The following is a 13283-nucleotide window of genomic DNA, read 5'->3' as shown; positions in this document are numbered from 1 at the left end:
CCACCGCACTCGAAGGAAAGACCCCTCACCGTGACCGCATCGCGCGTACTCGTCCTCAACTCCGGCTCCTCGTCGGTGAAGTACCAGCTGCTCGACATGGCGGACTCCGCCCGCCTGGCGGTCGGCCTGGTGGAGCGGATCGGGGAGGAGACCTCCCGCCTCGTGCACGAGCCGCTGACCGGTCCCGGTGCGGCGGCCGGCAAGAGGGAGCGGCTCGGCCCGATCGCCGACCACGAGGCGGCCCTGAAGGCGGTCGCGGCCGAGCTGGCCGCCGACGGGCTGGGCCTGGACTCCCCCGAACTGGCCGCGGTGGGACACCGGGTGGTGCACGGCGGGACGCGGTTCACCCAGCCGACGGTGATCGACGACGAGGTGCTGGCGGAGATCCGCAGCCTGATCCCGCTCGCCCCGCTGCACAATCCGGCGAACGTGACGGGCATCGAGGTGGCGCGCTCGCTGCGCGCCGACATCCCGCAGGTGGCCGTCTTCGACACGGCCTTCCACTCGACGATGCCGGAGTACGTGGCCCGGTACGCGATCGATGCGGCGACGGCCGACAAGTACTCCATCCGGCGGTACGGCTTCCACGGGACCTCGCACGCCTACGTCTCGCGGGCGACGGCCGCGCTGCTCGGCAAGGCGCCCTCGGACGTGAACGTGATCGTGCTCCACCTGGGCAACGGCGCCTCCGCCTCGGCCGTGCGGGGCGGGGTGTGCGTGGAGACCTCCATGGGGCTGACCCCGCTGGAGGGCCTGGTGATGGGAACCCGTTCGGGCGATCTCGATCCGGCGGTCGTCTTCCACCTCGCCCGGGTGGGGGGCCTCTCGGTGGATGAGATCGATTCGCTCCTGAACAAGAAGAGCGGTCTGCTGGGCCTGTGCGGCGACAACGACATGCGCGAGGTGCAGCGGCGGGCGGAGGAGGGCGACGCCTCGGCGCAGCTCGCGCTGGCCTCGTACATCCACCGGCTGAAGAAGTACATCGGCGCCTACTCGGCGGTGTTGGGCCGGGTGGACGCGGTCACGTTCACCGCCGGGGTCGGGGAGAACTCCTCCTGGATCCGGGAGGCCGCCGTGGAGGGTCTGGCCGAGCTGGGCCTGGCGCTGGACCTGGAGGCCAACGCGGTGCGCTCCCCCGAGCCGCGGCTGGTCTCGGCGGACTATGCCCGGGTGGCCGTGGCCGTGGTCCCGACCGATGAGGAACTGGAGATCGCCACCCAGGCGTACGCGCTGGTTACCGGCTAGTCACTTGGACTTTCCGCCAGACGGAATATTCCGCTACGAAACAAACCGATAGGATCCGCTCCATGCGCCGTTCCAAAATCGTCTGCACGCTGGGCCCCGCCGTCGACTCGTATGAGCAGCTGAAAGCACTCATCGAGGCAGGCATGAACGTGGCCCGATTCAACTTCAGCCACGGATCCCAGGCAGAACACCAGGAGCGGTACGACCGCGTCCGGAAGGTCTCCGAGGACACCGGGCGCGCCGTCGGCGTCCTCGCCGACCTCCAGGGCCCGAAGATCCGTCTGGAGACCTTCGCCGAGGGTCCCGTCGAGCTGGTGCGCGGTGACGAGTTCACCATCACCACCGAGGACGTCCCGGGCGACAAGTCCATCTGCGGCACCACCTACAAGGGCCTGCCCGGCGACGTCGCCAAGGGTGACCAGGTCCTGATCAACGACGGCAACGTCGAGCTCCGCGTGACCGAGGTCGACGGCCCCCGGGTCAAGACCATCGTCATCGAGGGCGGTGTCATCTCGGACCACAAGGGCATCAACCTGCCGGGTGCCGCCGTCAACGTCCCCGCGCTGTCGGAGAAGGACGTCGACGACCTCCGCTTCGCCCTGCGGATGGGCTGCGACATGGTCGCCCTGTCCTTCGTCCGCGACGCCAACGACGTCAAGGACGTCCACAAGGTCATGGACGAGGAGGGCCGCCGGGTCCCCGTCATCGCCAAGGTGGAGAAGCCGCAGGCCGTCGAGAACATGGCGGCCGTGGTCGACGCCTTCGACGCGGTCATGGTGGCCCGTGGCGACCTGGCCGTCGAGTACCCGCTCGAGAAGGTCCCGATGGTCCAGAAGCGGCTCATCGAGATGTGCCGCCGCAACGCCAAGCCGGTGATCGTCGCGACCCAGATGATGGAGTCGATGATCACCAACTCCCGCCCGACCCGCGCGGAGGCCTCCGACGTCGCGAACGCGATCCTCGACGGCGCGGACGCGGTCATGCTGTCCGCCGAGTCCTCGGTGGGCGCCTACCCGATCGAGACCGTCAAGACGATGTCGAAGATCGTCGCGGCGGCCGAGGAGGAGCTCCTCGCCAAGGGCCTGCAGCCGCTGGTCCCGGGCAAGAAGCCCCGCACCCAGGGCGGCGCCGTCGCCCGCGCGGCCTGCGAGATCGCGGACTTCCTCGGCGGCCGGGCCCTGATCGCCTTCACCCAGTCCGGTGACACGGCCCGCCGGCTGTCGCGCTACCGCGCCACGCAGCCGATCCTGGCCTTCACCACCGACCCGCACACCCGCAACCAGCTCACCCTGAGCTGGGGCGTCGAGTCCTACATCGTTCCGCACGTGAACAACACCGACGCGATGGTCGACCTGGTGGACGGCGAGCTGCTCAAGCTCAACCGCTACAACGAGGGCGACACCATGGTCATCACCGCCGGCTCGCCCCCCGGCGTCCCCGGCACCACCAACATGGTCCGGGTCCACCACCTGGGCAGCGGCGCCCGCGACTGAGGTCGCAGCTCCGCACCGCACGACTCTGCCGCACAGAGGCCGAGGGCGGCACCCCGATCGGATCGGGGTGCCGCCCTCGGCGCTTTCTCATGTCCTGCTACTCCGGCGGGCCGATGTAGTTCTTCAGGCCGGGAACCGTCAGGGTGCCGCCGAACTGGCCGGCCTGGACGACCTTGACGTTCGTGAAGAACGCGAACGGGACGTTCAGCGGCGGCGGGCTGTTCGGGGTGAACTCGATCGGGATCAGACCGAAGAGGTTGCCCTTGAGGCTCTCGGTGTACATCGTCACCGTGCCGCCGCGGATCTTGGACGTGGAGCCCGGACGCGACTTCAGGTGGGCGACGTTCCCGTCCTTGCCGACCGTCTGGTACAGGTCCTTGATGTCCAGCGAGTCCGCGGTGAACTTCAGGACCTTCTTGGTCTTGCCGCCGGCCGTCTTCACCTCGACGATGCCGTGGTAGTCCAGGCCGTAGAGGGTCAGCAGCGAGCTGTCGAGGTACCAGGGCTCGTCCGGCAGGAGCGGGATGTCCTGCTCCAGCTCGGCGTCGGCCAGGGCCTGGGCGTCGTAGGTCGGGCACGGGAAGGGTTCCTTCCCGTCCGCGTCCTTCTCCGCCTCGTCCTTGGTCTCGTCCTCGCCGGCCGCTCCGCCCGTCTCGTCCTTCGGGTTCTTGGCGGTGTCCTTGACCTCGTCGGACAGCTCCTCGACCGTGACGCCCGCCGTCTTCGCCGCGCCGCGGATGGCGTCCGCTGCCGGGTCCGTGCCCGTCGTCGGGGGCTTGGTCTCGGGCTTCGCCGGGGTCGTGGACTGCGTGGGCGCGGGCGCCGGACCCGTCAGCGGCTTGGTGATCCCGTCGACGAGGCCCTTGAGCGCGTCTCCGACGCCCAGCGGGTCCAGCGGGTTGGTGCTCTTGGTCGGCGTGGGCGCCGCGGCCGCGGGGGCGGCCTGCTTGTCGGCCGTGGACTTGCTCGCCGTCGGGGCCGGGGTCTCCGTCCCGCTCGGCTTCGGCTTCGCCGACGAGGAAGGGGACGGCGAAGGGCTCGTCGTGGCCGACGGGGTCGGCGAAGGCGACTTCGAGGGCGACGGCGACTTCGACTCGGACTCCGCGGGCTCGTCGGACCGTGTCACGCACGGACCGGGCGCGAAGGGGATGTCCTTGTCGTCGGCCACGGCCAGCTTGGGCGCCATCCCCATCCCGACGAACACAGCCGTCGGCATCGCCGCCAGCGCCATCGTCTTGCCGACGGGTATCTGGAGCTTGTTCAGCAGCGACTTCCTGGGGGCCGCGTGCCGCGGACCCCTAATCTCACGGGACTCTGCGCCTGGGGCCACGCCCCGCTGCGTCTCGTCACCCCGCACTGTTCCTCCCGCCATCGGCGTGGGCAGTCGTCTCGCTCGCGTGTGCCGGCGTTTCCATCTCGCGCTGTCCCGGGAAGCCCTGGGGGGCCTCCATCGGCTCCGCCTTGGCCATGTCGACCCGGCCTGCGGCCCGCGGGTCCACCGGCTCCTCTTCCGCCGGGCGGCCCGGGGACCACGACAGCGCGAGGGCGCCGCCGATCATGGCGGGGATGAAGCCCAGGCCGAAGCCGCCCAGGTTGGACACCGGGATCGACACCAGGGCCAGCAGGATCGCGGCCACTCCGGCGAAGACGCGGATGGCCTGCTGGAACCACAGGGCCAGGCCCAGCGTGATCAGCAGGATGCCGATGATCAGCGCGCCGGCGCCACCCGTGGTGGCCATCGCGAGGCTGATGTTGCCCAGGCGGAGGTCGGCGTACGGGAAGTACGCGATCGGGAAGCCGCTGACGAGCGTGAACAGCCCCGCCCAGAACGGACGACTGCCGGTCCAGGCGTGGAAGTAGTAGTACGCCACGGTGAGCCAGGCGTCGTCTTCGGCGCGAACGTAAACCGGGGCCTGGGGGTTCATGGACAACAGCTCCCTGGAAACGGTGGTACGGAGAATCTGTGGAGCCCGGACGGAGCGGCCGGCGACGGCTGCCGCCGCCGTCCGCCCCTCCGGTCGCTCAACCGGGAACGATTACTTCTCGTCCTGGTAGCACGGCTGGTCGCCGCCGAGCAGGCGCAGCTTCAGGTCGGGAAGCTTGAACGTGCCCGCCGTGGTCGCCCACGCCTTCTGGCGCACGTTCGTCAGGATCGCCTTGTCGGCGCGCTGCGAGAACGCGTACGGGCTGGCGACCGTGCCGGCCTGCGGCTTGGTCTTGTGGCTCGCGTCGCCGACCGCGACACCGATGTCCAGGTTCTTGAACTCGGCGTCGGTGTCGAGCTCGGCAACATCCAGGTAGATGTTGTCGGCGACGGCCGGCTTGCCCTTGTGGCCGGTGCGCAGCTGCAGCGTGATGTTGCCCAGCGGAGTCGGGGTCACCAGCGACTGGCACATGTTGGTGATCTCGGCGTGGCTGAACCCGGAGATGGTGACCGGGTGGTGCTGCACGTTGCCCTTGAGGTCGTGCCCCTCGGCAATGCCGCCGTACTGGATCAGGTTGTCACCGTCGAGCTTGTCGGCCGAGACCTTGAAGTCCTGGCCGGAGACGCTGAAGGACGCCGCGAGGGCACCCTGCGCCAGACCGACACCGACCGCGGCCGTGGCCGCGATGCTCGGCACCATGACGAGCGCGAAGCGCTTCCATCTGGTCCCGCCACGAACCTGAGAACTCATTTCGTTCCTCCTTCTCGGACGTACATCTCCGGTCCGGGCCGTGCCCGTCCTGGGATGGGAGAAGTGCTACGTCCTCGGGAAGGAGCGCAGGCGGCCGGGCCGCGGCAGTGCCACGTCCCAAACACCGGCGATCACCCCCGAGCGACAACCACTGGGCCACGCGTTCGCGCAACCTGGAGGACAGGCCCCGCCGTGTGGCAGAGACCCCCCTGTCCAACGGCCGGTGCCACTGCCACCGGCCGACTCGGTGGGGACCCTTCACCGCGGCTCCGAGCGAGCGGCTCTGCGGGAAGGACCGAGCGTCGCCGATCGTGGTCCATTCCCGGCCGGGGCACAAGGGGGTTCGTTACTGGCGGGTAACGGCCTGATAACCCGAGTGCGACCCACTGCCGCCGGGTGGCGACACAGGGTGTCACCGGAGGCCACGACAGAACGGCGGAAGAGCGAACACTCCGGACAGTTCACAGGGTTCGACTTACTACGAGTAACAGCGGCCGCAATTGCCAAGTTTTGGCAAAGTGCGGCCGCTGTTTATCTCTCTGTCAACAAATCGTCGGCTTCTCGAGCCGGTCCGGAGCCCGCGCCGGGCCCGCCCTAGAACAGCACCCGGGCCAGCGCCGTGCGCGCCGCCGTGACCCGCGGGTCGTCCGCGCCGATGACCTCGAACAGCTCCAGCAGCCGCAGCCGTACGGCGTCGCGGTCCTCACCGAACGTCACCCGCACGGTGTCCACGAGGCGCCCGAAGGCGTCCTCCACGTGACCGCCGACCAGGTCGAGGTCGGCCGCGGCGATCTGCGCCGCCGGGTCGCGCGGGTTCTCGGCGGCCGCGGTGCGCACCGCCTGCGGGTTCATGTCCTGCACGCGGGCGAGGAGCTCGGCCTGGGCCAGGCCCAGCTTGGCCTCGCTGTTGCCCGGGTCGTCCGCCAGTACGTTCTTGTACGCCTGCACCGCGCCGCCCAGATCCCCGGCGTCCAGCGCGACGACGGCCGCCTCCAGCAGCGCGTCGTACGGACCGGCCGGGACCTCGGCCTCGGCGACCGGAGCGGCCTGCTCGGCGTTCGGGTCCACCTCGATGCCGATGATCCCGAAGCGCTCCTCGGCGACCTGGACCAGCTGGGCGAGGGTCTCGCGGATCTGCTGCTCGGGGGCCACGCCCTGGAACAGCGGCAGCACCTGGCCGGCGACCACGGCGAAGACGGCCGGGATGCCCTGGATGCCGAACTGCTGCATCAGCATCTGGTTGGCGTCGACGTCGACCTTGGCCAGCACGAGGCGGCCGTTCGCCTGGACGATCAGCCGCTCCAGGAGGGGGCTGAGCTGCTTGCACGGCTCGCACCACTCGGCCCAGAAGTCCAGGACGACCGGAACCTCTGCGGAGAGCTGGAGCACATCGCGTTCGAACCCGGCCTCGTCGACGTCGATGACGAGCGCGGACGGCGGCACGGCGCCGGCGGCCGGGCCGCTCCCGCCGCCCTGGCCCGCCTGGCGGGCCGCTTCGGCGCGGGCCTGCTCGGCCTTGGCCTTGGCCTCGCCGGCCGCCTTCACCGCGGCGAGGTCGACGACGCCGCTCATGGACATGTTTCTGGGCTGCATGCGTACATCCTCCCCCGTATGCGCGCACCGACGAAAAAGATCGCGTGAATTGGCCTGTTGCAGGTCGGCGCCGGGTCCCCACCTGGCGCCTGTAGCCCTTCGCGTGGTTGTCGCTCTTACGCTACGAGCCGTAGCGTAACTCCTCGCTGCCTCTCGGCGCCCCGTGATCTGAACCACAGCCCTTCGGGACCCGATCATTCCGCTACTGGCGGGTATGGTCTCGGCCATGCGCAACCCCAGCCCCGGCCGAACCGGCCGCCCCCGCAGCGCCGCAGCGGACGCGGCGATCCTTGCCGCCACGCGGGACGCGCTGGTCGATCTGGGCTGGTCGAAGCTGACGATGGGCGACGTCTCGGCCCGGGCCGGCGTCGCCAAGACCACCCTCTACCGGCGCTGGGCGGGCAAGAACGAGCTGGTCGTGGACGCGGTGGCCGAGCTCTTCGACTCCCTCGAACTGCCGGACCGGGGCTCCCTGGAAGCCGACATCGAATACGTGGTGCTCCAGTTCGCGGGCCTGCTGCGGCGCCCGGAGGCCCGGACGGCCCTGATGGCGGTCGTCGCCGAGTCCACCCGGGACGACGCCCTGCGTGACCGGATCCGGTCGGCCATCGTGGACCGGCAGAAACGTCTCGTCGTACTGGGCCGCGAACGGGCCCAGGCCCGCGGCGAACTCCCGCACGAGGAGGGCGAGGTCGCCGGCCACACCACGGACCTGATCTTCGACGTGATCGCGGGCACGGTCGTGCACCGTGCGCTGGTCAGCTCGGAACCGGTGGACGAACTGTGGGTCGGCATGTTCACGACCCTCCTGATGCACGGCCTGCGCGGCCCGAACGCCGGCGGGGCTGGAGAATCCAGCCTCGCCGGCGTTTGAGGCGCGGGGGTCCGGGGGCGGAGCCCCCGGCAACGGCGCGGCGGCCGCTAGAAGCCCGGCGGCTCCGTGTACGTGCCCCACTCCTCGCGGAGCACGTTGCAGATCTCGCCCATCGTGGCCTCGGCACGCACCGCGTCCAGCATGGCGGGGATCATGTTCGACCCGTCGCGGGCGGCGGCCAGCATGGCCTCCAGCGCGGCCCCCACCTTCGCGTCGTCCCGGCGCTCCTTGCGCGCGCCGAGCGCCCGGACCTGCTCCCACTCCACCTCGTGGCTGACCCGGAGGATCTCCAGGTCCCCGGTGACCGAGCCGTGGTGGACGTTGACGCCGACGACCCGCTTGTCGCCCTTCTCCAGCGACCGCTGGTACTGGAAGGCCGACTCGGCGATCTCCCCGGTGAACCAGCCGTCCTCGATGCCCCGCAGGATGCCCGAGGTGATCGGCCCGATGGGGTGCCGGCCGTCGGGGTGGGCGCGCAGGCCGCGCTCCTTGATCTGGTCGAAGATCTTCTCGGCGTCGGCCTCGATGCGGTCGGTGAGCTGCTCGACGAACCAGGAGCCGCCGAGCGGGTCGGCGACGTTGGCGACGCCGGTCTCCTCCATCAGCACCTGCTGGGTGCGCAGGGCGATCTCCGCCGCCTGCTCGCTCGGCAGCGCGAGGGTCTCGTCGAGGGCGTTGGTGTGCAGGGAGTTCGTGCCGCCGAGCACGGCCGCGAGGGCCTCCACTGCGGTGCGCACGACGTTGTTGTACGGCTGCTGCGCGGTGAGCGAGACACCGGCGGTCTGGGTGTGGAAGCGCAGCCACATCGACTTGTCGCTCTTGGCCCCGTACACCTCCTTCATCCAGCGCGCCCAGATCCGGCGGGCGGCGCGGAACTTGGCGATCTCCTCGAAGAAGTCGAGGTGCGCGTCGAAGAAGAAGGAGAGGCCGGGCGCGAAGTCGTCCACGTCCATGCCGCGCGAGAGCCCGAGCTCCACATAGCCGAAGCCGTCCGCCAGGGTGTACGCGAGCTCCTGCGCGGCCGTGGCCCCGGCCTCGCGGATGTGGTAGCCGGAGACGGAGAGCGGCTTGTAGGCGGGGATGCCCTTGGTGCAGTACTCCATCAGGTCGCCGATGAGGCGCAGGTGCGGCTCCGGTTCGAAGAGCCACTCCTTCTGGGCGATGTACTCCTTGAAGATGTCGGTCTGGAGCGTGCCGTTGAGCACGGCCGGGTCCACGCCCTGCCGCTCGGCGGCGACCAGGTACATGCAGAAGGCGGGCACGGCGGGGCCGGAGATCGTCATGGAGGTCGTCACGTCGCCGAGCGGGATGTCCTTGAACAGGACCTCCATGTCGGCGGCGGAGTCGATGGCGACCCCGCAGTGCCCGACCTCGCCCAGCGAGCGCGGGTCGTCGGAGTCGCGCCCCATGAGGGTCGGCATGTCGAAGGCCACGGAGAGCCCGCCGCCGCCGGCGGCCAGGATCATCTTGTAGCGCTCGTTGGTCTGCTCGGCGTTGCCGAAGCCGGCGAACTGCCGGATCGTCCAGGTCCGGCCGCGGTAGCCGGTGGCGTGCAGGCCCCGGGTGTAGGGGTACTCCCCCGGCCACCCGATGCGCTCGAATCCCTCGTACGAGTCCCCGGGCCGGGGCCCGTAGACGGGGTCGACGTCATCTCCGGAGAGCGTCGTGAAATCGGCCTCGCGCTTGCGGGCCTTGTCGTAACGGGCCTGCCAGCGGCGGCGGCCCTCCTCGATGGCGTCAGCGTCCATACCCACGAATTTACTAGGACGTCCTAGTAAATGTCGATGGGCAACCCCGGAGAGTCTCTCCCCGGGGTTTGTGCGCTACGCGTTCGCGGCGGCGGGAGCGCCGACCACCAGCGGCTCGACCTCGGCGCGGACCTTGCGCTCGACGAAGAACGCGGCCAGCGGGATGGTGCCCGACGCGAGCACCCACAGGAGCTTGCCGAAGGGCCACTTGGCCTTGGAGCCCAGGTCGAAGGCGAAGACCAGGTAGATCATGAAGAGGAGACCGTGGGCCTGCGAGACCGCGAAGGTCAGGTCGGCGCCGGTGTCGAAGCCGTACTTCGCCACCATGCAGGCACAGAGGATCAGGAGCATGACCGCGGTCACATAGGCCATGACGCGGTAGCGGGTCAGCACGCTTCGTTTCATGCCGTCGAGCGTAACCGTCCGTTTTGCTCGATCTTGACGGGGGCTACTTCTCCTCGAAGTCCGCGGCGGCCACGCGCAGGGGGCGCAGGAGGGCGAAGATCTCCGCGCACTCCTCCGAGTCGTACACGCCGAGGCCGAAGTCGATCTCCATCAGGTCCCGGGTGGCGGCCTCGACGACCTCGCGGCCCTTGTCGGTGATCGAGGCGAGCGTGCCGCGCCCGTCGTTGGGGTTGGGCCGCTTGTCGACCAGTCCGGAGCGCACCAGCCGGTCCACGGTGTTCGTCACCGACGTCGGGTGGACCATGAGCCGCTCGCCGATCTTCGACATCGGCAGTTCGCCGGCCTTGGAGAAGGTGAGCAGCACCAGCGCCTCGTAGCGGGCGAAGGTCAGTCCGTACGGCTTGACCACCGCGTCGACCTCGCCGAGGAGGATCTGGTGCGCCCGCATGATCGAGGTGATGGCGGCCATCGAGGGCACCGGCCCCCAGCGCTGCTGCCAGAGTTCGTCGGCGCGGGCGATGGGGTCGAAGGGAAGGCTGAGCGGCTTGGGCACGCACCCGACCCTACCGGGCGGTCATTTGGTGACCACCCCCGTCTCACTCCTCGGCCCTTCCGGCTGCCGGGCGCAGCGGCGCAGTTCGGCCAGGAGCAGCAGGACGGCCACCGTGCCGAGGAGTCCGGCCGCGGTGACGACCTCGTGCACGGGCAGGAACTCGGCGGCGAGGCCGGCCAGCGCCATGCCGACGCCCTGAAGGGTCATCAGGCCGGTGCTGAGCAGGGTCATCGCGCGGCCGCGCAGTTCTTCGGGGACGGCTTCGACGTACCACTGGTCGAGCCCGAGGGTGTGGGCGTGGGCGAGGCCGACGAGCAGCAGGGCGAGGAGGGTGACGGCCACGCCCGGCCGGACCCCGTAGAGGAGCAGCGGCAGCAGGCCGGCGGCGGCGAGCGGGGCCACGATCCGGGAACGCGTTCGGGCGGTGAGCGCGGAGCCGGCCCAGAGTTCCCCCGCGATGGTGCCGACGGGCATGGCGCACATCAGCAGGCCGAGGACGGCGGTGCCGGCGCCGAGGCCGGCCGCGTAGGGGGCGAGCAGCGCCTCGGGTACGACGACGAAGATCGGCGGCACCCAGAAGAGGAGGGTGAGCGCCCGCAGCCGGCGGTTCGCGAACACGGCGCGGGCTCCGGCGAGCGGGGAGGTGCGGGCGCTCGCGCGGGCCGGCCGCAGTGCCGTTCCGTACCGCAGCAGCAGGGCGGAGGCGAGGAATCCGGCGGCGGTGAGCGCGATGGCGCCGCGCGGTGCGAGGACGGTGAGCAGGACGCCGCCGAGCCCGAAGCCGAGGAGCAGGGCGCTCTGGGCGACCATCCGCAGGAGCGAGCGGCCGAGTACGAAGACCTCGCCGGAGCCGAGGACGTCGGCGAGGGAGGCGTTGCGCGTGCCCTGGAACAGCGGCGCGACGAAGGCCATGGCGCAGCGCAGTACGAGGAGCACCGCGACGGGCGTGCCGGGTACGGCCATCGCCGCGGCGGCGGCCGCACAGAGCAGGTCGCACCCGACGAGCACCCGCCGGGCGGGGTGCCGGTCGGCGACCGGGGCGAGCAGGGTGCCGCCGAGGGCGTACGGGAGGAAGCCGAGGGCGAAGGTGAGCGCGCTCATCAGGGGCGAGCCTGTGGCCCGGAAGACGAGGACGGTGAGGGCGATCTCGGCGACGACGATGCCGAGCACGGACATCAGGTGCGCGGCGAAGACGGCCCGGAACTCCCGTATCCGGAACACGGAGCGGTAGCCGCGCGGGGCGGCCGGGGTGACGGTTGCCATGCCCCGCAGCTTGGCGGGGGCTACGGTGGCCGGGTAGAGATTCGCCCTGACCCGAATGTCCCGCGCCCCCCGCCTCGCCGGCCGGTGCTACCTCCGGCTCCGCCTGGGGCAATGCCGGCCTCGCCGGGGGGCAACCCAGCTCCGCAGATCCGGCCTCGCCGGGGCAGATCCAGCCTCGCCGGCGTTTGAGGCGCGGGGTCTGGGGCGGAGCCCCAGGAAACCCGGCTCCGCCGGGCACCGGGCTCCGCCCGGACCCTCCCCCAGCTACCGCTGGGAGGTGCCCCCCGCTCAAACGCCGGAGGGGCTGGGTTTGCCCCCGGCGGAGCCCGGCAGGCGCGGGCGCAGGCCCGGGAGAAGGCCCGGGGCGCAAGCCCGGGAGGCGGCCCGGGCGCAGGCTCGGGAGGAGGGTGAGGGGTGGCGTTCCACTATCGGTTCGGGCCCGGGGACCTGTTGCGGTGTCGGTTCGCCGTGTCCCCCCGGTGGGAGACGCAAGAGGCGGTCCGGACCCTCCTGCGCCCGCACCGCCAGGCGTACCACCTGCCCTGGCTGCGCCGCGTCCGCGCGGCGGCCGAGGGGCTGGACCTGCGGCCGCTGTGGCTGCTCATGCCGCGGGCCGGGCACAACCCCGACTTCCTCAGCCCCTCGCCGCTGGGGCCCTCCGTGACCTTCGAGGAGGAGCTGGCCCGGGTGCGGGCCGCCGATCCCGGCCTGGTCCGCGACGACCTGCGACGCTCCCTCGCCTGCACTCCGGGGGCGCTGGACAGCGACATCGGGCAGCGCCTGCTCGCGGATCCCGCCCGGGCGGTGCGGGAGCTGGCCGATCTGATGGAGCGGGCCTGGGAGACGCTGGTCGCCCCGGACTGGCCCCGGCTGCGCGCCCTGCTGGAGGCCGACATCCTGTTCCACTCCCGGCGCCTGGCGGCCGGCGGGCTCCAGGCCCTGTTCGACGGCCTGCATCCGGACCTGCGGTGGCACGAGGACACCGACACGCTGACGATCGACCGGCCCGGCCACCACGACCGCGCGCTCGGCGGCCAGGGCCTGCTGCTGATGCCGAGCGCGTTCGGCTGGCCCGACGTGGTCGGCGGCTACGACCCGCCCTGGCAGCCCACGCTCGTGTACCCGGCGCGGGGCATCGGCGCGCTGTGGACCGCCACCGCCGGACCCACCCCGCAGGCGCTGGCCCGGCTGCTCGGCCGGGCCCGGGCCGAGGTGCTCTGCGCGCTGGACGAACCGGCCTCGACCACCGCCCTGGCCCGCCGGCTCGGCCTGGCCCCGTCCTCCGTCTCGGCGCACCTGACCGTCCTGCACGCGGCCGGGCTGCTCACCTCCGCCCGCCACGGCCACCAGGTGCTGTACGAGCGCACCCCGTTGGCCATCGCCCTGACCTCGGTGTCGTACGGGGACGACCACTGACCGTTATGTCACGATGAT

The 13283-nt window shown here is 71.2% G+C and carries 12 protein-coding genes; 4 read left to right on the top strand and 8 right to left on the bottom strand.

Features of this window, described 5'->3' with window-relative positions:
- Positions 1-30 precede the first annotated feature (30 nt).
- Positions 31-1245 carry an acetate kinase gene (locus AB0O21_RS04140; RefSeq protein ID WP_365165932.1) on the top strand — a complete coding sequence of 405 codons (1215 nt, stop codon included), beginning with the start codon at positions 31-33 and terminating at the stop codon, positions 1243-1245.
- 62 nt (positions 1246-1307) lie between these two features.
- Positions 1308-2738, top strand: coding sequence for a pyruvate kinase (gene pyk, locus AB0O21_RS04135; RefSeq protein ID WP_365165930.1), 1431 nt, complete (start codon positions 1308-1310; stop codon positions 2736-2738).
- A gap of 97 nt (positions 2739-2835) precedes the next feature.
- Here pyk and AB0O21_RS04130 read toward each other — a convergent pair whose 3' ends face one another.
- The 4 genes from AB0O21_RS04130 to AB0O21_RS04115 form a co-directional block, all read right to left on the bottom strand.
- Positions 2836-4095 carry a hypothetical protein gene (locus AB0O21_RS04130; RefSeq protein ID WP_365165928.1) on the bottom strand — a complete coding sequence of 420 codons (1260 nt, stop codon included), beginning with the start codon at positions 4093-4095 and terminating at the stop codon, positions 2836-2838.
- Complete coding sequence (locus AB0O21_RS04125) at positions 4085-4663, bottom strand: DUF6114 domain-containing protein (RefSeq protein ID WP_365165926.1); 579 nt, start codon at positions 4661-4663, stop codon at positions 4085-4087. The genes AB0O21_RS04130 and AB0O21_RS04125 overlap by 11 nt, the downstream gene beginning before the upstream one ends.
- Before the next feature lie 111 nt (positions 4664-4774).
- Entirely contained in the window at positions 4775-5413 is a 639-nt protein-coding gene (locus AB0O21_RS04120) for a DUF6230 family protein (RefSeq protein ID WP_365165925.1), read from the bottom strand.
- Positions 5414-6007: 594 nt separating this feature from the next.
- Positions 6008-7006 carry a tetratricopeptide repeat protein gene (locus AB0O21_RS04115; protein WP_365165923.1) on the bottom strand — a complete coding sequence of 333 codons (999 nt, stop codon included), beginning with the start codon at positions 7004-7006 and terminating at the stop codon, positions 6008-6010.
- Positions 7007-7232: 226 nt separating this feature from the next.
- Between AB0O21_RS04115 and AB0O21_RS04110 the strand changes: the two genes are divergently transcribed.
- Positions 7233-7880: a TetR/AcrR family transcriptional regulator gene (locus tag AB0O21_RS04110; protein ID WP_365165920.1), complete on the top strand. Its 648-nt coding sequence runs from the start codon at positions 7233-7235 to the stop codon at positions 7878-7880.
- A 47-nt stretch (positions 7881-7927) separates the two neighbouring features.
- On the opposite strand, the gene AB0O21_RS04105 is transcribed toward AB0O21_RS04110, so the two are convergent.
- From AB0O21_RS04105 to AB0O21_RS04090, 4 genes are all read right to left on the bottom strand, one after another.
- Positions 7928-9628, bottom strand: a complete 1701-nt coding sequence (locus AB0O21_RS04105; protein ID WP_365165918.1) for a methylmalonyl-CoA mutase family protein — start codon at positions 9626-9628, stop codon at positions 7928-7930.
- Positions 9629-9703: 75 nt separating this feature from the next.
- Positions 9704-10033 (bottom strand): DUF3817 domain-containing protein, encoded by a 330-nt coding sequence (locus AB0O21_RS04100; RefSeq protein ID WP_365165915.1) that lies wholly within the window; start codon positions 10031-10033, stop codon positions 9704-9706.
- A gap of 43 nt (positions 10034-10076) precedes the next feature.
- Positions 10077-10586, bottom strand: coding sequence for a MarR family transcriptional regulator (locus AB0O21_RS04095; protein ID WP_365165913.1), 510 nt, complete (start codon positions 10584-10586; stop codon positions 10077-10079).
- A 21-nt stretch (positions 10587-10607) separates the two neighbouring features.
- Positions 10608-11849 (bottom strand): MFS transporter, encoded by a 1242-nt coding sequence (locus tag AB0O21_RS04090; protein ID WP_365165910.1) that lies wholly within the window; start codon positions 11847-11849, stop codon positions 10608-10610.
- Between the two features lie 414 nt (positions 11850-12263).
- Between AB0O21_RS04090 and AB0O21_RS04085 the strand changes: the two genes are divergently transcribed.
- The gene (locus AB0O21_RS04085; protein WP_365165907.1) at positions 12264-13265 is read left to right on the top strand and encodes a DUF5937 family protein; all 1002 of its coding nucleotides are present in this window, start codon (positions 12264-12266) and stop codon (positions 13263-13265) included.
- Positions 13266-13283: the final 18 nt, after the last annotated feature.

The sequence above is a fragment of the Streptomyces sp. NPDC091371 genome, from assembly GCF_040684275.1.
Lineage (GTDB): Bacteria > Actinomycetota > Actinomycetes > Streptomycetales > Streptomycetaceae > Streptomyces.
Note: the sequence above shows the minus strand (reverse complement) of the source record. Positions and strands in the feature narration are given on the sequence as shown.